Source organism: Bradyrhizobium sp. I1.14.4, assembly GCF_050435825.1.
GTDB lineage: Bacteria > Pseudomonadota > Alphaproteobacteria > Rhizobiales > Xanthobacteraceae > Bradyrhizobium.
Map to the genome: position 1 here is coordinate 157,698 of NZ_JBNDLA010000006.1, position 20,999 is coordinate 178,696.

Annotated in this window: 20 protein-coding genes and 1 pseudogene; 8 read left to right on the forward strand and 13 right to left on the reverse strand. The window is 65.2% G+C overall.

Going from position 1 to position 20,999, the window contains the following annotated elements:
* Positions 1-2: 2 nt before the first annotated feature.
* Positions 3-161: pseudogene (locus ABIB78_RS15020) on the reverse strand (enoyl-CoA hydratase/isomerase family protein); the annotation flags it as partial.
* Positions 162-235: 74 nt separating this feature from the next.
* On the opposite strand from ABIB78_RS15020, the gene nthA reads away from it, so the two are divergent.
* The 3 genes from nthA to ABIB78_RS15035 are packed head-to-tail and all read left to right on the forward strand — an operon-like array spanning position 236 to position 1,895.
* Positions 236-865: a nitrile hydratase subunit alpha gene (nthA, locus tag ABIB78_RS15025; protein WP_429025668.1), complete on the forward strand. Its 630-nt coding sequence runs from the start codon at positions 236-238 to the stop codon at positions 863-865.
* Complete coding sequence (gene nthB, locus ABIB78_RS15030; RefSeq protein ID WP_429025670.1) at positions 862-1,521, forward strand: nitrile hydratase subunit beta; 660 nt, start codon at positions 862-864, stop codon at positions 1,519-1,521. Before nthA ends, nthB begins: the two co-directional genes overlap by 4 nt.
* A complete protein-coding gene (locus ABIB78_RS15035) occupies positions 1,521-1,895 on the forward strand; it encodes a nitrile hydratase accessory protein (RefSeq protein ID WP_429025672.1) in 375 nt (124 codons plus the stop codon). Before nthB ends, ABIB78_RS15035 begins: the two co-directional genes overlap by 1 nt.
* Before the next feature lie 340 nt (positions 1,896-2,235).
* On the opposite strand, the gene queC is transcribed toward ABIB78_RS15035, so the two are convergent.
* The gene (gene queC / locus ABIB78_RS15040) at positions 2,236-2,964 is read right to left on the reverse strand and encodes a 7-cyano-7-deazaguanine synthase QueC (RefSeq protein WP_429025673.1); all 729 of its coding nucleotides are present in this window, start codon (positions 2,962-2,964) and stop codon (positions 2,236-2,238) included.
* 166 nt (positions 2,965-3,130) lie between these two features.
* On the opposite strand from queC, the gene mazG reads away from it, so the two are divergent.
* The gene (gene mazG / locus ABIB78_RS15045) at positions 3,131-3,985 is read left to right on the forward strand and encodes a nucleoside triphosphate pyrophosphohydrolase (protein WP_429025675.1); all 855 of its coding nucleotides are present in this window, start codon (positions 3,131-3,133) and stop codon (positions 3,983-3,985) included.
* A gap of 173 nt (positions 3,986-4,158) precedes the next feature.
* Here mazG and mgtE read toward each other — a convergent pair whose 3' ends face one another.
* The 8 genes from mgtE to dusB form a co-directional block, all read right to left on the reverse strand.
* Positions 4,159-5,529 (reverse strand): magnesium transporter, encoded by a 1,371-nt coding sequence (gene mgtE, locus ABIB78_RS15050; protein ID WP_429025677.1) that lies wholly within the window; start codon positions 5,527-5,529, stop codon positions 4,159-4,161.
* Between the two features lie 155 nt (positions 5,530-5,684).
* Entirely contained in the window at positions 5,685-7,067 is a 1,383-nt protein-coding gene (gene hflX, locus ABIB78_RS15055; RefSeq protein WP_429025680.1) for a GTPase HflX, read from the reverse strand.
* A gap of 11 nt (positions 7,068-7,078) precedes the next feature.
* Positions 7,079-7,327: an RNA chaperone Hfq gene (gene hfq, locus ABIB78_RS15060; RefSeq protein WP_006020546.1), complete on the reverse strand. Its 249-nt coding sequence runs from the start codon at positions 7,325-7,327 to the stop codon at positions 7,079-7,081.
* A 377-nt stretch (positions 7,328-7,704) separates the two neighbouring features.
* Positions 7,705-9,075 carry a sigma-54-dependent transcriptional regulator gene (locus tag ABIB78_RS15065; protein ID WP_429025687.1) on the reverse strand — a complete coding sequence of 457 codons (1,371 nt, stop codon included), beginning with the start codon at positions 9,073-9,075 and terminating at the stop codon, positions 7,705-7,707.
* A 17-nt stretch (positions 9,076-9,092) separates the two neighbouring features.
* Positions 9,093-11,540, reverse strand: coding sequence for an ATP-binding protein (locus tag ABIB78_RS15070; protein ID WP_429025690.1), 2,448 nt, complete (start codon positions 11,538-11,540; stop codon positions 9,093-9,095).
* A 178-nt stretch (positions 11,541-11,718) separates the two neighbouring features.
* Positions 11,719-13,161, reverse strand: coding sequence for a nitrogen regulation protein NR(I) (ntrC, locus tag ABIB78_RS15075; RefSeq protein ID WP_429025692.1), 1,443 nt, complete (start codon positions 13,159-13,161; stop codon positions 11,719-11,721).
* 9 nt (positions 13,162-13,170) lie between these two features.
* Positions 13,171-14,346, reverse strand: a complete 1,176-nt coding sequence (locus tag ABIB78_RS15080) for a two-component system sensor histidine kinase NtrB (protein WP_429025694.1) — start codon at positions 14,344-14,346, stop codon at positions 13,171-13,173.
* Positions 14,343-15,344 carry a tRNA dihydrouridine synthase DusB gene (gene dusB / locus ABIB78_RS15085; RefSeq protein ID WP_429025696.1) on the reverse strand — a complete coding sequence of 334 codons (1,002 nt, stop codon included), beginning with the start codon at positions 15,342-15,344 and terminating at the stop codon, positions 14,343-14,345. Before dusB ends, ABIB78_RS15080 begins: the two co-directional genes overlap by 4 nt.
* 285 nt (positions 15,345-15,629) lie before the next feature.
* On the opposite strand from dusB, the gene ABIB78_RS15090 reads away from it, so the two are divergent.
* From ABIB78_RS15090 to ABIB78_RS15100, 3 genes are all read left to right on the forward strand, one after another.
* Positions 15,630-16,826: a bifunctional 2-C-methyl-D-erythritol 4-phosphate cytidylyltransferase/2-C-methyl-D-erythritol 2,4-cyclodiphosphate synthase gene (locus ABIB78_RS15090; protein ID WP_429025699.1), complete on the forward strand. Its 1,197-nt coding sequence runs from the start codon at positions 15,630-15,632 to the stop codon at positions 16,824-16,826.
* 1 nt (position 16,827) lies between these two features.
* On the forward strand, positions 16,828-17,427 hold the full coding sequence (locus ABIB78_RS15095) for a CinA family protein (protein WP_429025701.1): 600 nt from the start codon (positions 16,828-16,830) through the stop codon (positions 17,425-17,427).
* Between the two features lie 171 nt (positions 17,428-17,598).
* The gene (locus ABIB78_RS15100) at positions 17,599-17,994 is read left to right on the forward strand and encodes a BA14K family protein (RefSeq protein WP_429025703.1); all 396 of its coding nucleotides are present in this window, start codon (positions 17,599-17,601) and stop codon (positions 17,992-17,994) included.
* 162 nt (positions 17,995-18,156) lie between these two features.
* Here ABIB78_RS15100 and ABIB78_RS15105 read toward each other — a convergent pair whose 3' ends face one another.
* The 3 genes from ABIB78_RS15105 to lipA all read right to left on the reverse strand — a co-directional run bounded on the left by ABIB78_RS15105 (position 18,157) and on the right by lipA (position 20,189).
* A complete protein-coding gene (locus ABIB78_RS15105) occupies positions 18,157-18,612 on the reverse strand; it encodes a type II toxin-antitoxin system RatA family toxin (protein WP_429025705.1) in 456 nt (151 codons plus the stop codon).
* Positions 18,612-19,151: a DNA topology modulation protein gene (locus ABIB78_RS15110; RefSeq protein WP_429025706.1), complete on the reverse strand. Its 540-nt coding sequence runs from the start codon at positions 19,149-19,151 to the stop codon at positions 18,612-18,614. The genes ABIB78_RS15105 and ABIB78_RS15110 overlap by 1 nt, the downstream gene beginning before the upstream one ends.
* Positions 19,152-19,229: 78 nt before the next feature.
* Entirely contained in the window at positions 19,230-20,189 is a 960-nt protein-coding gene (gene lipA, locus ABIB78_RS15115) for a lipoyl synthase (RefSeq protein WP_429025708.1), read from the reverse strand.
* Positions 20,190-20,378: 189 nt separating this feature from the next.
* On the opposite strand from lipA, the gene ABIB78_RS15120 reads away from it, so the two are divergent.
* Positions 20,379-20,984: a DNA-3-methyladenine glycosylase gene (locus ABIB78_RS15120; RefSeq protein WP_429025709.1), complete on the forward strand. Its 606-nt coding sequence runs from the start codon at positions 20,379-20,381 to the stop codon at positions 20,982-20,984.
* Positions 20,985-20,999: the final 15 nt, after the last annotated feature.

Genomic DNA, 20,999 nt, shown 5'->3' on the forward strand with positions numbered 1-20,999 from the left:
GCCGAGGTTTCGCCGTCGTCCTCGAAACTGCGCGCCGCATCGGTCAGGTGCCGCAGCGCCGCCGGCGACAGCGCGTTGATACCGTCGCCGCGGTCGAACCGCACCACGGCGATGCGGCCCTCCGGTCCGAGGCCCTTCTCAATTGCCACATCGTCAACCACGCATACCTCCCTGCTCGCATTGTTGTGTACTGCTTGCCTCGACATGGCACGGCCGTTTCGCCTATTCTGTGGACATGAGCGAACATGATCATCACCACCACGATCACGACCATTCCGAACTGTCGGACACAGAGCTGCGCGTCCGCGCGCTGGAATCGATCCTGACCGAGAAGGGTTATGTCGAGCCGGCTGCACTCGATGCCATCGTGCAGGCCTATGAGACGAAGATCGGGCCGCATAACGGCGCCCGGGTCGTCGCCAAGGCCTGGACTGACCCCGCTTTCAAGAAGGCGCTGCTCGAGGACGCCAGCAAGGCGGTCGGCACCCTCGGCCATGTCAGCCGGGTCGGCGACCATCTGGTCGCGATCGAGAACACGCCCGGCCGTCACAACATGGTCGTCTGCACATTGTGCTCCTGTTACCCTTGGGAGATGCTCGGCCTGCCGCCGGTCTGGTACAAGGCCTCGCCGTATCGCTCGCGCGCGGTCAAGGATCCGCGCGGCGTGCTCGCCGATTTCGGCGTGAGCCTGCCGAAGGAGACGGAAATCCGGGTCTGGGATTCGACCGCCGAGACTCGCTTTCTGGTGCTGCCGATGCGGCCCGAAGGCACCGAGGGCTGGAGCGAACAACAGCTTGCCGAACTCGTGACGCGCGATTCCATGATCGGCACCGGCTTTCCCCGGAAACCGGGAGCTCCATCGTGAACGGCGTCCACGACATGGGCGGCATGGACGGGTTCGGCAAGGTCGAGCCCGAGCTGAACGAGCCGATGTTCCACGAAGAATGGGAATCGCGCGTGCTCGCCATGGTCCGTGCGATGGGCGCGGCCGGCGCCTTCAACATCGACGCATCGCGCTTCTATCGCGAGACCCTGCCCCCGCAGGTCTATCTGTCGAGCTCCTACTACAGGAAATGGCTGCTCGGACTGGAAGCGCTGCTGCTCGACAAGGGCTTCATCTCGCAGGACGACGTCGCTGCCGGACATTCCGTCGCGCCGGCGAAGTCGCTCAAGCACGGCAAGTTCTCCGTGGCCGATGTCGAGCGCATCATGGTGCGCGGCAAGTTCGGCCGCGCAGCACCGGCGGCCGCGAAATTCAAGACCGGCGATCGTGTGCGGGCGAAGAACATTCATCCCGCCACGCACACGCGGCTGCCGCGCTACGTGCGTGGTCATGTCGGGGTGGTCGAGCGTGATCATGGCTGTCACGTCTTCCCCGACACGGTGGCGAACGACGCTGGCGAGCATCCGCAATGGCTGTACACCGTCGTGTTCGACGGACGCGAGCTGTGGGGACCGGACTCCGATCCGACCATCAAGGTCTCGATCGACGCGTTCGAGCCGTATCTGGAGGCCGTGTGATGGATGCAGCCACCGCACGCGCCACCAGCGCCGTCTCCAGCATTCCCCGCGACCAGGACGGCCCGGTGTTCCGCGCGCCCTGGGAAGCGCAGGCCTTCGCGATGGCGTTGAGCCTGCATGACCGCGGCGTGTTCACCTGGAGCGAATGGGCGGCCGCCCTCGCCGATCAGATCAAGCGCGCGCAGGCGGCCGGCGATCCCGACACCGGCGAAACCTATTACCAGCATTGGCTGGCGACGCTCGAACACCTCGTCGCCACCAAGGGCGTCACGACACCAGAGACGCTGCACCGCTACCGCGACGCCTGGGACCGCGCCGCCGACCGTACCCCGCACGGCAACCCGATCGCGCTGACGGCGGGGGATTTTGGGTAGCGGTCCGCTCTTCTCGTCGTCATTGGCATGCTCAAACAGCTGGTTCAGTGTCATCACCCGCGCATGCGGGTGATCCAGTATTCCAGAGACAGGAGTGCTGGAGCCGAGAAGCCGCAGCGTACCGGGTTGCCCGGTCGAGCCTCGCCTGCACTATTTCTGAATAATAGAAGACTACCGCTGATTTGCCCGACGCGTCAAGTTTCAGTGTCGAACGCCGGCGGCCGCCAGCACCTTTGCATGGGGTTGTTTTCGATATTTTGGTAGAGCCCCTGCGGAGGGCTATCAGCCCACGTTCCATGCCCGCAAGCGGCAGAGGGAGCGCAGCTCCGATGCGGAAACGTCAGCCGCTGGCGCGATCGCCCTGCGCGACATATTCCCGCCAGCCCTTGGCCCGCAGGCTGCACGCCGGGCATTCGCCGCAGCCATAGCCCCAATCGTGCTGCGCGCCGCGTTCGCCGAGATAGCAGGTGTGCGAGTGCTCGCGGATCAGATCGACCAGCCCTGCCCCGCCGAGCTCATGCGCGAGCCGCCAGGTCTCGGCCTTGCCGAGCCACATCAGCGGCGTGTGCAACTCGAAATCCCTGGCCATGCCGAGGTTGAGCGCGGACTGCAGCGCCCTAATGGTCTCGTCACGGCAATCCGGGTAGCCGGAATAGTCGGTCTCGCACATGCCGCCGATGATGTGACGGATGCCGCGCCGGTAGGCCAGCGCTGCGGCGAAAGTGAGGAACACCAGGTTGCGGCCGGGCACGAAGGTGTTTGGCAGCCCGTCGGCCCCCATTTCGATGGCGACGTCGCGGGTCAGCGCGGTGTCGGAGATTTCAGACAGCGTCGGGATCGCAAGCGTATGGCTGTCGCCGAGTTTCGCCGACCAGTCCGGCCGCATGTCCTTGATCCCGGCCAGCAGGCGGTCGCGGCAGTTCAGTTCGACGGCATGGCGCTGGCCATAGGAGAAGCCGAGCATTTCGACGCGCGCAAAGCGCGACAAAGCCCAGGCGAGGCAAGTGGTGGAGTCCTGGCCGCCGGAAAACAGCACCAGCGCGGTGTCGGAATTGATCGGTTCGCTCATGAGAGGCGATTTAGCACCCCGGATGCGATTTGGCATCCCGGATGCGATTTGGCATCCTATGACGTCGTGGCCAATCGGTGGACGGCACCGTGATTTTGGCGCGTTTCGCTGGGATAGGAAGGGTCGATTTGGCATAAAGCCATAACCCTTCATGTTCCGGTGCTCCATGACCCCTTCCCGCGACATTTCCCGCCTGATCGAGATCATGGCCGCGCTGCGCACGCCGGTGACCGGCTGTCCGTGGGACCTCGAGCAGGATTTCGCGACCATCGCGCCCTACACGATCGAGGAAGCGTATGAGGTGGCGGATGCGATCACGCGCGGCGATCTCGACGATTTGCGCGAGGAGCTTGGCGACCTCCTGCTCCAGGTGGTCTATCACGCCCGGATGGCGGAGGAGCAGAACGCCTTTGCGTTCGGCGACGTGGTCGAGGCGATCACGAGGAAGCTGATCCGCCGTCATCCGCACGTCTTTGCCGACAAGGACGGCAACATCCAGCCCGCCGGCGTCAAGAGCGCCTGGGAGCGCATCAAGGCCGAGGAGAAGGCCGAGCGCGCGGCGCGGCGGGCGCCGGAGGACACCACGCACACATCGCTGCTTGCCAGCGTGAAGGCGGGCCTCCCTGCCCTGACGCGTGCGATGGAATTGCAGCGCAAGGCGTCCACGGTCGGCTTCGACTGGAACGACCCGCGCGCCGTGCTCGCCAAGATCCGCGAGGAAGCCGACGAGATCGAGGCCGCGCTCGACCGCAACGACAAGCAGGAGATCGCGGAGGAAACCGGCGACCTGATGTTCGCGCTGGTCAACCTCGCCCGCCACGTCGACGCCGATCCGGAAACGGCGCTGCGCGCGACCAACGCCAAGTTCGAGCGGCGGTTTGCGTATATCGAGAAAGCGCTTGCGGCGAAGGGACGATCGCTCGATGGCGCGACGCTGGAAGAGATGGACGCGTTGTGGAACGAGGCGAAGACCGCAAACGCTGCCGTCGTCCCTGCGAAAGCAGGGACCCATACCGCGTGATCTAGCGGTTGGCCGACGGTGCCAGTACAGTGCAACTCATAACCATCCACAGTTGCGATGAAGAACTGCGACCGAGCTCAAACATGATGATCGGTGACTATGGGTCCCTGCTCTCGCAGGGACGACAGCGAATATGCGGAAACGATCGCGCCAAAAACGCGGAGCCCTTCTGTTTACAACAGCGTGCCGTGCAGGATGACGGCAGCAACGCCGAAATAGATCACGAGGCCGGTGACGTCGACCAGCGTCGCGACGAACGGCGCGGATGCGCTGGCCGGATCGAAGCCGATGCGCTTGAGAATGAACGGCAGCATCGATCCGGACAGCGAGCCGAAAGTGACGATGCCGACCAGGGCGGCACCGACGGTCGCAGCCACAAGTACCCAATGCGGACCGTAGTCGAACAGGCCGAGGGTCTGCCAGAGGGTGATTCGGATAATGCCGATCAGGCCGAGAATGGCGCCGAGCACGAGACCTGTCGGCAGTTCGCGCATGGCGACACGCCACCAGTCGCGCAGCCGCACCTCGTGCAACGCCAGCGAGCGGATCAAGAGCGAGGTCGCCTGTGAGCCGGAATTGCCGCCGGAGCTCATGATCAACGGGATGAAGAGCGTCAGGACGATCGCCTTCTCGAGCTCGCTCTGGTACGACTGCATCGCGGTCGCGGTCAGCATTTCCGACAGGAACAGCGCACACAGCCAGCCGCCGCGCTTCTTGATCATTTCGAGGAAGCCGATCCGCAGATACGGCTCGTCGATTGCTTCCATGCCGCCGAACTTCTGGGCGTCCTCGGTGGATTCCTCGACGATGGCGTCGATGACGTCGTCGACCGTGACGATACCGAGGATATGGCCCGGACCGTCGACCACCGCGACCGCGAGCAGATCGTAGCGCGAGATCAGCCGCGCCGCCTCCATGCGGTCGGCCTCCGGCGAGATCATCAGCGGCTTTCGCGCCGGCGCCGCGGTCAGGACGCTGGCGTGCGGATCGCCGGAGATCAGGCGGCGCAGCGGCACGGCCTGGATCAGGGTCTTCTTGACCGGGTCGATCACGAAGATCGAGTAGACGGTCTCGCGGGTGCGCTCGACCATCCGGATGTGATGCAGGACCTCGGCGATGGTCCAATTCGAGGGCACGCTGACGAATTCGGTCGTCATGATGCTGCCGGCGCTGCGCTCGGGATAGGCTAGCAGCCCGGAGATGACATTGCGGGTATCCGGATTGAGGCCGTTCAGCAGCGTGGTGCGCAGCGGCTCGACCAGTTCCTTGAAGATGTCGGCGGCGCGGTCGTCGGAGACGCCTGACAGCAGCGACACCGCCGCGTCCTTCGGCAGCTCGGCCAGTATCTCGCAGGTGTTGTCGAGCCCTGGCAGGTCGAGCACCTCGATCGCCTTCTCGGCGGGCAGCGATTGCAGCAGCTTCGCGGCGTCCGCCGGCTCCCGGGCGTTGAGGGCATCGACGATCTCGGGCGCCCGCGCATGGGCAAGATCACCGTTCTGGCCGGCGAGCGTCTCGTTCGTGTTGGCTTCGCGGGTGTCCTGCATCGATCGGCCTCGGCTTTGCGTCCAGCAGCGCAATGAACCAAGGCGGCCCGGATTTCAAACAGAAAGTGCGGCGGCACGTCGCAGGCGCACTGGAGTGAGGCCGCGTCACGGCACCGTCATATTTCGGGAGATTGCAAGGCGCCCCGCGTGCCGGCTTACGCCTCGTGGGGCACTGCGGCGAACCGGCTCACCACGATGTCGCGCTTGGTCTCGTCGACCCGCACCGTCATGTCGAAGCGCTCGCCGTGCAGCTCCTTGTTCAGCACCTCGGCATTGCGGTGCAGCCAGCTGATGCCGGCGCCGTCGGAGGCGTCGATCGAAAGCTGCAGCGTCAAGCGCTTGGCCGCGAGGCGATCCTCGATCGCAGCGAGCAGCACGTCGATCCCCTCGCCTGTGACGGCCGAGACCAGGAAGCAGGGCCGCTCCGGCGGACGGCGCGCGGCGATGTTGCGCAGATTATCCCGCTCCTCGGGATCGAAGCGGTCGATCTTGTTCCAGACCTCGATGATGCGCTGGCCGCCATCGGCTTCGGGATCGATCCCGAGCTGGCGCAGCACGCCCTCGACGTCGCGCTCCTGCGCTTCGGCATCTTCATGCGAGATGTCGCGGACGTGCAGGATGATGTCGCCCTCCAAAACCTCCTCCAGCGTGGCGCGGAACGCGGCCACAAGCTGGGTCGGCAGATTGGAGATGAAGCCGACCGTGTCCGACAGCATCGCCTTGCCGCCATGCGGCAGGTTGAGCGCGCGCAGGGTCGGGTCGAGCGTCGCAAACAGCATGTCGGCGGCCTGCACGTCGGCGCGGGTCAGGCGGTTGAACAGGGTCGATTTGCCGGCATTGGTGTAACCGACCAGCGCCACCACGCGGTACGGCACGCGCTGGCGGCCGGCGCGATGCAGCCGCCGCGTCGCCTGCACCTTCTTCAGTTCGCCTTCGAGCTTGGTGATGCGGTCGCCGATCAGGCGGCGGTCGGCTTCGATCTGGGTTTCGCCGGGACCGCCCATGAAGCCGAAGCCGCCACGCTGGCGCTCGAGATGGGTCCAGGACCGCACCAGGCGGCTGCGCTGGTAATTGAGATGGGCAAGCTCGACCTGCAACGCGCCTTCCTTGGTCTTGGCGCGGCGGCCGAAGATTTCCAGGATCAAGCCGGTGCGGTCGAGCACCTTGGTGCTCCAGGCCTTCTCGAGATTGCGCTGCTGGATCGGCGACAGCGCGCAATCCATCACCACGAGCTCAACCTCGTTGCTGGCGACGAGGCCGTTGATCTCCTCGACCTTGCCTTTGCCGAGATAGGTCGCGGGCCGGATCTGGCTGATCGGCGCGATGACGGATTCCACCACGCTGAGGTCGATCGCACCGGCGAGGCCGGCGGCCTCATCGATCCGCGCTTCGTAGTCGCGGACAGAGGAATCCCTTTGCGCATCGCCGTCGCCACGGCGCGTGCGCAAATACGGGCCGATGACGATCACCCGCCCGGTGCTGCCGTTCCCCGCCGACCGCGGACGGTCGGCGCCCCCTTCACGATTGAAGGGTTCCAATCAGGTCACTCTCAAGCCGGTGCGTCCTCACCACCTTCGAACAGCTGAATCGGAGCTCCGGGCATGATGGTCGAGATCGCGTGCTTGTAGACCAGCTGCGAGTGACCGTCGCGCCGCAGCAGCAAGCAAAAATTGTCGAACCATGTGACAATGCCCTGCAGCTTTACTCCGTTGACCAGAAATATCGTCAGTGGCGTCTTGGTTTTACGAACGTGATTAAGGAAGGTGTCTTGTAGATTTTGTGCGCGGTCTGCCGCCATTGTTTTTGTCCCGCAAGCTTGTGCTTCTTTTTATTGAACCGGTTGTTGCTCTCTGACGGAGCCTCCTCCGGCTGCCCACCTGCGCTGAGATCCCCCTCTGGCAGGCGTAGCGGTAGGATTAGAGGCTACGCGCGGTTTTTAGGCAAGCCGGTTCGCGGTGCAGTCGGTAGGAACACGGTGGCAATTCTAAGAAAGGGCGGGCAAAGAGACGAATATTCTCGTGGAGAGTGGATAAATCCCCGGTTGTACCCGCCCCGCCTCGCCGGCCCACCCACCCCGTCCCGAGAGCTGGGCCCGGCTTCCCGGCGGGTTAATCGCCGGGGTTTCGTTCCAGGCTGCCGGCCGATCGCCGGCCGGGGGTGTGCCGCCCCCGAGCGTCAACCAACCCCGAGTGCCTTCAGCTTGCGATGCAGCGCCGAGCGCTCCATGCCGACGAACTCCGCGGTGCGCGAGATGTTGCCGGAGAAGCGGCTGATCTGGGCGATCAGATAGTCGCGCTCGAACACCTCGCGCGCCTCGCGCAGCGGCAGGCCCATGATGTGCTCGCCATTGTTGGAGGTCGGCATAGCCGGCACCATCGAGCCGACGTCCTGCGGCAGCATGTCGGCGGTGATGATCACCTCCGGCCCGCCGCCGGCCAGGATCATCACGCGCTCCACGTTGTTGCGGAGCTGGCGGACGTTGCCGGGCCAGACATGCGACTGCAGCACGGCCATCGCGTCCTGCCCGATCTGCCGCTTCGGCAGGCCGGTGGCAGCCGAGATCTGGTCCATGAAATAGTCGATCAGCTCGGGGATGTCCTCGCGGCGCTCTGACAGCGGCGGCACCCGGATCGGCACCACCGAGAGGCGATGATAGAGGTCCTCGCGGAAACGGCCCGCGCCGATCTCCTCCTCGAGATTGCGCGCCGTCGAGGAGATGATGCGGACGTCGACATGGACCTTGCCGGTGCCGCCCTGGCGCTGGAAGGTCTGATCGACGAGGACACGCAGGATCTTGTTCTGCGTCTCGCGCGGCATGTCCGAGATCTCGTCGATGAACAGCGTGCCGCCATGCGCCTCCTCGAGCGCGCCGGCCTTGCGCTGCTGCTCGCCGTTCGCCCCCTCGATGCCGAACAGCTCGACCTCCATGCGTTCCGGCGTGATCGCCGCCGCATTGATCACCACGAACGGTCCCTCGGCGCGTCCGGAGGCGTTGTGCAGCATGCGTGCGGCGAGTTCCTTGCCGGAGCCGGAGGGACCAACGATCAGGATGCGGCTGTTCGCCTTGGCGGCGCGGTCGATGGTCTGGCGCAGCTGGTTCATGCAGGCCGAGCGGCCGGTCAGAACACTCGCCGCCGGAGCCAATTGCTTGAGCTCTTTCACTTCGCGGCGGAGCCGCGAGGTCTCCAGCGCCCGGGTCGCGACCAGGATCAGCCGGTCCGACTTGAAGGGCTTCTCGATGAAGTCGTAGGCGCCACGCTTGATCGCGGCGACCGCGGTTTCGATGTTGCCGTGGCCAGAGATCATCACGACCGGCAGATCGGCATTGTCCTTCTTGATCTGCTCGAGCAGCTGCAGGCCGTCGAGCTTGGAGCCCTGCAGCCAGATGTCGAGGAAGACCAGGTTCGGCCGGCGGTTGGCGATCTCGGCGAGCGCGGAATCGCTGTCGCGTGCGGTGCGCGTGGAAAAGCCCTCATCGTCCAGAATACCCGCAACGAGGTCGCGAATGTCAGCTTCGTCGTCGACAATCAGAATGTCACTTGCCATGGGTTACACCTGCGTTGTCAGTCGCTCGTCGCGGCTTTGAATTTTGGCTGTTGCGCATTTGGCTCTTGATTATTTGGTTCGGGATTATCGGATTCTTGGATTTTCGGTTCATTGTTGGTCGCCTGTGCCGGGCGGTTGGTCGGCTCCTCCGGCGGATTTATTTCACTGTCGGGTTCGGTCCTTTCCGGTTTCACGTCCGGCTTTTGGTCCTTGCTCTCGGGCTTGTTCTCAGGCTTGGCCGCCTGGCCCGTCACGGCAAAGCGCAGCCGCATCCAGGCACCGCGCTGGCCGTCGCGGAAATCGGAGGCATCCTTGAGCTCGATGCGGCCGCCATGGTCCTCCAGAACGCGGCCGACGATCGCAAGTCCAAGCCCGGTGCCCTTCGCCCGCGTCGTGACATAGGGCTCGAGCAGGCGCGCACGGGCGACCTTGGGCAGGCCGATGCCGTTGTCGACGACGTCGATCAGGATGTCGTCGTTCTCGCGCTGCGCCACGACGTCGATGTGGCCCTTGCCGAGCTCCTCCCGCGGGACCTGCTCGATCGCCTCGGTCGCGTTCTTGATGATGTTGGTCAGCGCCTGCGAGATCAGCCGGCGGTCGAACTGCGCGGGCAGCGGCGATTGCTTGATGTCGGCCTCGATGTCGAGATCGGGATGGGCGACCTTCATCAGGAACACCGCCTGGCGCACTACGTCGGCCACGTCCTCACCTTCCATGACGGGTTTGGGCATCCGCGCGAAGCGTGAGAATTCGTCCACCATCCGCCTGATGTCGTCGACCTGACGCACGATGGTATCGGTGCACTGCTCGAAGATCGACTTGTCCTTCTCTTCGGTGATGGTCTTGCCGAACTTGCGGCGGATGCGCTCGGCGGAGAGCTGGATCGGGGTCAGCGGGTTCTTGATCTCGTGGGCAATGCGGCGGGCGACGTCGCCCCAGGCCGAGGTACGCTGCGCCGACACCAGCTCGGTGATGTCGTCGAGCGTGATGATGTAGCTGTCGCGCGACTGGCTGGTCTGCTCGGCCGACACGCGAACCGACAAATTGCGCTCATTGCCGTCGCGCAGAATCGTGACCTGCCCCTGCACCAGGCGCTGCGTTCCCTCCCGCGCGGTCTTCATCATCTCGTCGAGCTCGGGCAGCACGTCGGAGAGCGGATGGCCGAGCGTCTCCGACTCGGCATGCCCGATCAGCTTCTCGGCCGAGCGGTTGAGCACGCCGATGGTGCCTGAGGCGTCAACCCCGATGATGCCGGCGCTCGCCGACGACAGCACCGCTTCGATGAAGCGGCGGCGGCTGTCGATGGTCTCGCTGGCGTCGACCAGCTCGTTGCGCTGGGTGCGCAGCTCCTGCGTCATCTTGTTGAAGATTTCGCCGAGCAGCGCGAGGTCGCTTGCCGATTTGTGGACCGGCACCTGGACATTGAGGTTACCGGTCGAGACCTCGCTCGCCGCGCCCATCAGCTGGCGGATCGGCGCCACCAGCCCGTTGGCGAAGTTGAGGCCGATCAGCACCGAAGCCATCAGGATGGTCAGCGCGATCACCGCGAACATCAGTGCGAATGCCACCTGGATGCCGAGCCGGCGGGTCTCGAGCTGGGCATACTCGGCGGCGCTGGTCTGGGTCTGCTTAAGCTGGGCGACCACGGCCGGATCGAGCAGACGCGCAACGTACAGGAACATGTCGTCATAGGCCCGCAGGCGGACCACGGAGGCGACGTAGTTTTCAGGGAAGACCGAGATCTTCGGCTCGGTCTCGTTGATGTCCTTGAGGATGTCGGGCGGCGGCGCTTCATAGTTGAAGCGAACGCCGGTTTCCGCGCTGGCGACGATCTTGCCGTCCTTGTCCATCAGCACCGCAACTGGGAGGTTGCGCGACTCTGCGCCGGCCGTCATCAGCTGCAGGAACGTCATGCGATCCTGATCGTAGAGCGGCCGCGCATGGGCGAGATCATTGGCCATCGCCAGCGTGTCGCCGTTGATGAGTTGCGCGTGCTCCTGCATGTAGGCGCTGGCGATCGTCAGCGAGTTCTGGATCACTTGCTTGGTGGGACCCGAGAACAGCCGGTCGAGGCCGCGCTCGATGGTGACGTTGGCGACGATCGACACCAGCACGGCGGGCAGCACCGCGATCACCGAGAACAGGCCGACGATCTGTACATGCAGCCGTGCCGCCGCCCGGCCCCGCCGCCTCGCCTGCACCATCTGCCAGACTTCCCGGACGATGATGCCGACCAGCAGCAGGATCGTGCCGGCGTTGATCATCAGGAAGGAGCGGACCACCTCGGAGGTGGGCTCGATCGGGGTCAGGCCGGTCAGAACCACGAAGGTGAGGAAGGCGGACAGCAGCGCGATCGCCACGGCAAACGGCGCCAGCCAGCGCCGCAGCGGAAAGCCCCGAGCCTCTGCGTTGGGTTCGGCCGGTGACGCGTGTAACGTTGAAGCGGTGGTGTCTGCGCTGGTCATACCGGCAATTGAGCTGAGAGCGATCGCCCGCTGGAATTGCGAACTGATGCAATCATATCACAATGTTGCCGAATTGCGACATTTCCGCGGCGCAAACCGCAGTGCGGCGCCGTGTCCTCAAAACCATTCGTGACTATCAATAATGGTAGCGAGGCCCTCGCCCCGGCCCGTCAGCCCCTTACCCGCCGCTCCGGTAGACCTGGATATCGAGGTCGCGGATCTTCTTGCGCAGCGTATTGCGGTTCAATCCGAGCAGGTCGGCGGCCCGGATCTGGTTGCCGCGGGTCGCTGCCAGCGCGGCGGTCAACAGCGGGATCTCGATCTCCTTGAGAATGCGGTGGTAGAGGCCCGGCGGCGGCACGCCGTTCGGGAAGCCGGAGAAGTGCGAGGACAGATAGGCCTCGACCGCGCCGCCGAGATTGTCGACGCCGACGGTCGCGGTGCTGCCCGAGCTGACCGCCGGCGGCGCCAGCTCGCCGTCGATGACCGAGGCGGTGATGACATCCTGCGGGTAAAGCGCGGCGAGCCGCCGGGCGAGGTTTTCCAGCTCGCGGACGTTGCCCGGCCAGCGGTGCTGCTTGAGCCGCTCCAGCGCCTGGGCGTCGAGCTTCTTCGGCGGCAGGCCGTCCTTCTCGGCGAGCGAGAAGAAGTGCCGGATCAAGTCGGGCAGATCCTCGATCCGCTCGCGCAGCGGCGGCAGCCGCAGCGGCACCACGTTGAGGCGAAAGAACAGGTCCTCGCGGAACAGGCCCTGCTGGATCAGGATGCGCAAATCCTTGTTGGAGGCCGCGACGATACGCACGTCGGTCTTGATCGGGGTGCGGCCGCCGACGGTGGTGTATTCGCCCTGCTGCAACACGCGGAGCAGACGGGTCTGCGCCTCCATCGGCATGTCGCCGATCTCGTCGAGGAACAGCGTGCCGCCCTCGGCCTGCTCGAAGCGGCCGGATGCGCGGGTGTTGGCGCCGGTGAACGCGCCGCGCTCATGGCCGAACAATTCGGACTCGATGAGGTCGCGCGGGATCGCCGCCATGTTGACCGCGACGAACGGGCCGTTGCGGCGCCGGCCATAGTCGTGCAATGCGCGGGCGACCAGCTCCTTGCCGGTGCCTGACTCACCCGAGATCATCACGGTGAGGTCGGTCTGCATCAGCCGCGCCAGCACGCGATAGATTTCCTGCATTGCCGGCGAGCGGCCGACCAGCGGGATCGAGTCGAACTCGCCGTCGTCGGCCGCACTGGAGACGCGCTCCTTCGGCTCGGCCAGCGCGCGGCCGACGATGGTGATCAGCTCCTTCAGGTCGAACGGCTTCGGCAGGTATTCGTAGGCGCCGCGCTCGGAGGCGCGGATCGCGGTCATGAAGGTGTTCTGCGCGCTCATGACGATGACCGGCAGATTCGGCCGCATCTTCTTGATCCGCGGCAGCAGGTCGAACGCGTTCTCGTCCGGCATCACGACGTCGGTGATGACGAGATCGCCCTCGCCCTGGCTGACCCAGCGCCACAGCGTGGCGGCGTTGCCGGTCAGGCGCACCTCGTAGCCAGCGCGCGACAGCGCCTGGTTCAGGACGGTCCGGATGGCGGTGTCGTCGTCAGCGACAAGTATGCTACCTGCAGGCATTGGTGTTCCTCATCGTGCATCCTGAGAGGCAGGCGAGGACGTACCCGGAACGTCATCGCGGTTGCTCTGGTCGTGTTGCTTGGCGGCGCTGTACATCGGCATCAGCACACGGAAGGTGGTTTTGCGCGGCTGCGACTCGCATTCGATGATGCCGCCGTGATCGCCGACGATCTTGGCGACCAGCGCGAGGCCGAGCCCGCTGCCGGTCTGCTTGGTGGTGACGAAGGGATCGAACAGGTTCGGAAGCAGGTCTTCCGGCACGCCTGAGCCATTGTCCCTGACGCAGAACTCCAGCGGCAGCGAGACCCGCGATTTCTTGCCGGGTACCGACAGCCGCACGCCCGGCCGGAACGCCGTGGTGAGGTGGATCTCCGCATCGGTACCGAGATCGGCGACCGCTTCGGCTGCGTTCTTCACGAGATTGAGGAACACCTGGATCAGCTGGTCCTGGTTGGCGAGCACCGGCGGCAGCGACGGATCGTAGTCCTCGATGAAGCGGACGTTGCGGGCGAAGCCGGACTGCGCCAGCCGCTTCACATGGTCGAGCACGGAATGGATGTTGACCGGGCCGCGCGCCACTGGACGGTCGTCGCCGAACACTTCCATCCGGTCGACCAGCGTCACGATGCGGTCCGCTTCGTCGCAGATCAACCGCGTCAGCAGCCGGTCCTCGGAGGACGCCTGCTGCTCCAGGAGCTGCGCGGCGCCCCGAATGCCCGACAGCGGATTCTTGATCTCATGGGCGAGCATTGCGGCCAGCGCGATCACCGATCGCGCCGCGCTGCGGTGGGTGAGCTGGCGGTCCATCTTGTCGGCGATGGTGCGTTCCTGCAGCATCACCACGATATGCCCGGGCCGCTCGGTCAGCGGCGCGACGTGCAGGTCGACCTGGCGATCGCCGCCGATCCGCGGCGTGCCGAGATCGACCTTGTATTCGTTGACCGGCGAGCCGCTCGCCCGCACCTGCTCGATCAGCGCCAGCAGCGGGCTGCCGAACGGCACCAGCTCCTTGAGGGACTGCCGGCGCAGGAACTGGGTCGAGATCTCGAAGAAGGACTCGGCTGCGATATTGGCATCGACGATCCGGCCGTCGGGCGCGACCAGCAGCACCGGATTGGGCAGCGCGTTGAGGATGGCCTCGCCGTCGGTGGGCACGGGCCGTCGAAATTCCATGGCTGACGTCATGCGGCAGCACTCCAGGCAAAATCGTCGTAGGCGTCCTCGAGCGCGCGATGCACGCTGGACGGCTCCTCCGAGGTCAGGATCGCTTGCCGCCAGGCCTTCAATGTTGCCGCCGGCGCGCAGCTATGGGCCGCAGCGGTCTCCAGCCCCCAGCCGAGATGCTTGCGCGCATGCTTGAGCCCGACACGCAGGCCGTAATGGCTGCAGACCTCGTCATAAAGCGCGCGAACATGCTTGAGCTGCTCCGCCAGCGACGGCGCGGCCTCGGCGACCCCGGTCTCCAGGCGGCGTCCGATCTGGCCGGGCAGCCAGGGCTGCCCCTGCGCGCCACGGCCGATCATGACGGCGTCCGCGCCCGACATCTCCAGCGCGCCGACAGCCTTGTCGAACGAGGTGATGTCGCCGTTGACCACGACCGGGATCGTGACGGCATCCTTGACCGCGCGCACGGCGTTCCAATTCGCCTCGCCCTTGTAGAACTGGCAGCGGGTGCGGCCATGCACGGTGATCATCTGCACGCCTGACGCCTCGGCGCGGCGCGCCAGCTCGGGCGCATTGAGCGAGCGGTCGTCCCAGCCGAGCCGCATCTTCAGCGTCACCGGCACCCTGACCGCCGACAGCGTCGCCTCGATCAGCGTGACCGCGTGGTCCAGATCGCGCATCAGGGCCGAGCCGGACTGGCCGCCGGTCACGTGTCGTGCCGGGCAGCCCATGTTGATGTCGATGATGTCGGCGCCGGCGCCTTCGGCGATCCGCGCACCCTCCGCCATCCAGCGGGTCTCGCAGCCCGCGAGCTGGACCACGTGCGGCCCGATCCCGGCTGCCTCGCAACGCAGCTCCGACATCGGCTTGCCGTTCACCAGATCGTCGCTGGCGGTCATCTCGGAAACCACCAGTCCGGCGCCCAAGCGAGCGGCGAGTCGACGGAAAGGCGCGTCGGTGATCCCGGACATGGGCGCGAGGAGAACCCGGTTAGCGACAGCAATATCGCCTATCTTCAATGGGTTACGAGGATTACTTTGCACGCCGGTCACAGCCGTCTCGTCGTTCTGTCAGCCACGCCATTGCGGCCGACGTCGTCTATTCTGCGCACAATTCTTGTGCAGTCAAGGTTCATGCCTACGGTTTAGACATTTCTAGCACCTACACAGTTGCACTGCAACAAAATCTGCTTTTCCCACAGTCATCGGCAAACGCTCTGTTTTTGCGCAGCCGTCATGCTAAGGGCTGTGCGCGGCGATCCTCGCCGCCCCCCTCATCCCCGATTCGTCTATCACTGGTTCAAAATGCCGAAGTCTGAGCGTACCGCAGCTATCCTTGTCGCAGCCGGCCGTGGACTGCGCGCCGGCGCAGGCGGACCGAAGCAATACCGGACGATCGGCGGACAGACGGTGATCTACCGCGCCATGGAGGCGTTCTCCGGACATCCGGATGTCCTTGCAGTGCAGCCAGTGGTCAATCCGGACGACGCCGCGCTGTTCCGTGAGGCCGTTGCCGGCTTGCGCCATCAACCGCCAACATCAGGCGGTGCGACCCGGCAGGCCTCGGTCCATGCCGGGCTCGAGGCGCTCGCAAGCGAGAAGCCCGACATTGTTTTGATCCACGATGCCGCGCGCCCCTTCGTCACGTCGGCCGTGATCTCGCGCGCGATCGCCGCGGCCGGCCGGACCGGCGCTGCGATCCCCGTGATTCCCGTCACCGACACGATCAAGCTCACCGGCGATACCGGCGACGTCGAGGCGACACCGGAGCGCGCGCGCTTGCGGATCGCGCAGACGCCACAGGCTTTTCGTTTCGACGTAATATTGGAGGCGCATCGTCGCGCTGCGCGCGAGGGCCGCAGCGATTTCACGGACGATGCCGCGCTTGCTGAATGGGCGGGATTGACGGTTGCGACGTTTGAAGGCGATCCTGCCAACATGAAACTGACCACACCCGAAGACTTCGTGCGCGAGGAAGCGCGGCTCGCAAGCCAGCTCGGCGACATCAGGACCGGCACCGGCTACGACGTGCACGCCTTTGGCGATGGCGATCATGTCATGATCTGCGGCGTACGCGTGCCGCACACGAGAGGATTCTTGGCCCATTCCGACGGCGATGTCGGGCTGCACGCGCTGGTCGACGCGATCCTCGGCGCACTGGCCGATGGCGACATCGGATCGCATTTCCCGCCGAGCGACGCCAAGTGGAAGGGCGCCTCCTCCGACCAGTTCCTGAAATATGCCGTCGAGCGCGTCACCGCGCGCGGCGGACGGATTGCCAATCTCGAAGTGACGCTGATCTGCGAGCGCCCGAAGATCGGCCCGCTGCGCGACACCATGCGGGCGAAGATCGCCGAGATCTCCGGCGTTCACATTTCGCGCGTCGCGGTCAAGGCTACCACCAGCGAGCGGCTCGGCTTCACCGGCCGCGAGGAAGGCATCGCGGCCACCGCGAGCGCCACAGTCCGCCTCCCTTGGGATGAAAAAGGCTGGAGTGCCTGACATGGGCGGCAGCGACGCTCGTGCCCTCTCCCGCTCGCTGCTCGACCTGTGCCGGATGCGCAAGCTGACCATCGCGACCGCCGAATCCTGCACCGGCGGCCTGGTCGCGGGCGCGCTCACCGATATCCCCGGCTCTTCCGACGTCATCGATCGCGGCTTCGTCACCTATTCGAACGAGGCCAAGCGGGTGATGCTCGGCGTCAAGGCGGCGACGCTGGAGACGTTCGGCGCCGTCAGCAAGGAAACCGCGACCGCGATGGCGATCGGCGCACTGGAAAAGGCCGGCGTCGACCTTGCGGTCTCGATCACCGGCATCGCGGGCCCTGGCGGCGCGACGCCCGGCAAGCCGGTCGGCCTGGTGCATTTCGCCGTCGCCGCGCGCGACGGCCGCATCATTCATCGTGAGCAGCGATTTGGCGCGATCGGCCGCAGCACGGTGCGGCAGCGCTCCGTGGTCGAAGCGCTGCGCATGTTGATGGAGCTCGCGCGCCCGCCGCAGGCCGCAAAGCCCCGCCGCGAGACCGCCAGCCGGTTGCGGCCACGAGTGGCGCGTTCGCCGCGAAGCCACGCCGCGAAACGGCGGCGGCCGCCGCGCGGATAGGTCTACTCAAGTCGAATCGCGCGAAGCCCAACGTCGCACTACCCTGTGTCAATTGCGACCCAGTGCCACCTATCTCAGGTGGAACCTTGACGTCGCTTCGCCGCTTTATGTTGTTCCAACTCTGCCGTTTCAATTGTTCTTCGAACGGCAAAATCCCACAACAAGGAGAAAATGATGAAGTTGGGAGCTTTGGTCGTGGCCGCAGTCACCGCTGGCGCCATGACGCTGACGACTGTTGCCCCCTCGTTCGCCGCACCGCTCGCGCCCGCGCGGTTGCAGGACCAGCCCACTTCCGTCGAGCATGTGCAGTACCGTCACTGGCACGGCGGCCCACGTTACGGCTACCGTGGCGGTTATCGCGGCGGCTATTATGGCGATCGCTACCGCGGTGGAAACGGCGCTGCGATCATCGGCGGACTTGCAGCCGGCGCGATCATTGGTGGCGCGATCGCAGCAAGCCAGGCAAAGGCCAATAACGACGCCTATTGCTCCCAGCGTTTCCGCTCCTACGACCCGGCTTCGGGCACCTACATCGCGTCCGGCGGCGTGCGTCGTTCCTGCCCGTAATCGAGCATCGCTTCCGTCATGGCCGGGCTTGTCCCGGCCATCCACGTCTTTCCATCTACACCGGCGACGAAGACGTGGATGCCCGGCACAAGGCCGGGCATGACGAATGGAGAGAGTGACCTTAGTTTTGGATAGTCGCACCTGTGGTCAGGTCGAGGAGACCTAAGGCTTACCGTAGACCTGGTCCGCGCGCTTCTCGAACGCGTGGGCAAACCGCCCGAAAGCCGCGTCGAACACCGAGCCCATCAGCATCGCCAGCATCCGGCTCTTGAATTCGTAATTCAGGAAGAAGCCGACATCGCATTCGGCCTCCGACTTCGGCTCAAACGTCCAGCGGTTCTCCAGATTGCTGAACGGGCCGCGCAGATATTCAACAAAGATCGTCAGATTGGGCCGATCAAGCGTCACCTTGCTGGTAAAGGTTTCCCGCACCAGCTTGAAGGAGACCGTCATGTCGGCCACCACGACCTCAGTGCCATCGTCCTTGGGTGTACGCTGGCGGATCCTGAGCGCCTGGCACAGCGGCACGAATTCCGGATAGCGCTCGACGTCGGCAACCAGGTCGAACATTTGAGGTGCGGTGTGGCGGACCCGCCGCTTGCTTGAGAATCGTGGCATCAGTGGATACTCGCACGGTTTTGCTGCAGTGCGAGGCTCTTCAGATAATCGTCCGCCTGGGTCCGATCGGTGAAGCAGACCAGCGATTGATCGGGGCGCAGTCCTGAAAAGTATTCGATCAGCTTCGGCCGCTGCTGCTGGCGATAGGTCCAGACATAACGGAAGAATTCCAGATCGATCTTCTCCGGGCAGCCTTCCGCCATCTCGGGGCGGACCTGGCCATGGCTGCCGGCAATGCGCCCCAGGATTCCGAGCATGCAGGTCGACCGCGGCAGGTCAAACCAGATGATCGTATCGGAGAGCTCACGGCGCAGTTCACCTGCACCGCTGCTCATGTAGTTCCCATCCATGATCCAGCGTGGCTCTCGCGCTGCTTTGATCATGCGGCGCTCGAATACGTCCTGGCCGGACGCGACCCAGCCCGGCTTCCAGAACAGCGCGTCGATCGAGACGGTCGGGATGCCCGTCACGGCGGACAGCCGCCGCGCAAAGGTCGACTTCCCGGATCCCGACGATCCCATCACCAGAACGCGCTGCATTGGTCCAGTCCAAAGCTCGATCAAGGCTCGATCAAGCAACGGCGCGTGATGGCGCCGGCTTACCGCCGCTTGCAAAATCTAGCGGCCGCGCGCCGTGCGTGCCGCCTGCAGTTTCGCAAAATCCTCGCCCGCATGATGCGACGAGCGTGTCAGCGGGCTCGCCGACACCATCAGAAATCCCTTGGTGTAGGCGACCCGCTCGTAGCCCGCGAATTCGTCCGGCGTCACATAGCGCATCACGGCGTGATGCTTGCGTGTCGGCTGCAGGTACTGGCCGATGGTCAGGAAGTCGACTTCGGCCGAGCGCAGATCGTCCATCACCTGAAGCACCTCGTGCCGCTCCTCGCCGAGGCCGACCATGATGCCCGACTTGGTGAAGATGGTCATATCCATCTCCTTGACCCGCTGCAGCAGCCGGATCGAATGGAAATAGCGGGCGCCGGGACGGACCGTCAGATAGCGCGACGGCACGGTTTCCAGATTGTGGTTGAAGACGTCGGGCTTGGCCGCGACCACGCGCTCGAGCGCGCCGTCCTTGCGCAGGAAGTCCGGCGTCAGGATCTCGATCGTGGTGGTCGGGCAGCGCGCGCGGATGGCGCGGATCGTCTGCGCAAAATGCTCGGCGCCGCCATCGGCGAGATCGTCGCGATCCACCGAGGTGATCACGACATGGCTCAGGCCCAGTTTCGCGGTCGCCTCCGCAACATATTCCGGCTCGCTCGCCTCGAGCGCGCCGGGCATGCCGGTCTTGACGTTGCAGAACGCACAGGCGCGGGTGCAGGTATCGCCCATGATCATGAAGGTGGCGTGCTTCTTGTCCCAGCACTCACCGATGTTGGGGCAGCCCGCCTCCTCGCACACCGTGACGAGGCCGTTCTCCTTCACGATCCGGCGCGTATCCGCATAGCCGCGCGTGTTCGGCGCGCGAACCCGGATCCAGTCCGGCTTCGGCGGCGAGGCGGCATCCGGCCGGTTCACCTTTTCGGGGTGACGCGGGCGGAGCTGAGTGGTGGAGATGGTGTCGACGATGGTGACCATTTGTGCCTGCAAGTCGCGAGAGCATGATCCGGAAAAGTAGAGGCCGGTTTTCCGAAGAAATCATGCTCCCATACCAAAGGGCTTAGCTAATCGGTGTTGGCGCGGCTCGCAACCCGCGCCGCGACCCTAGCAGATCAGCCCAGATATTGGCAGTCTTGCGGTCCGTTCCATGCCGATTCCCACCTCAAAATGGCTCAAAAACCCCGATCGACCCGTGCGACCGCGCCGCGCCTCGGCAAGGCGCTGAAGCGCTCCTTCTTCGATCGCAGCGTCCACGAGGTCGCGCCCGACCTGATCGGCACGACCTTCCTGGTCGGCGGCGTCGGCGGCATCATCACCGAGGTCGAGGCCTATCACCACACCGAACCGGCGGCCCACTCGTTCAACGGACCGACCCCGCGCAACCGGGTGATGTTCGGCCCGCCGGGCTTCTCCTATGTCTACCGCTCCTACGGCATCCACTGGTGCGTCAACTTCGTCTGCGAGGGGCCGGGCTCGGCCAGCGCCGTCTTGATCCGCGCGCTCGAGCCGACCCATGGGCTCGCCGCGATGCGGCGGCGGCGCGGTCTGGAAGACGAACGCGCATTGTGCTCGGGGCCCGGCAAGCTCTGCGAGGCGATGGGCATCACCATCGCGCACAGCGAATTGCCGCTCGATCGCCCGCCGATCTCGCTCCATGCGCGGACCGAAACGCCCAACATCGTCACCGGCATCCGGATCGGCATCACAAAGGCGGTCGAGCTGCCTTGGCGCTACGGGCTGAAGGGATCGAAATTCCTCAGCAAGCGGTTTTGAGCGCCACGCTGCAAC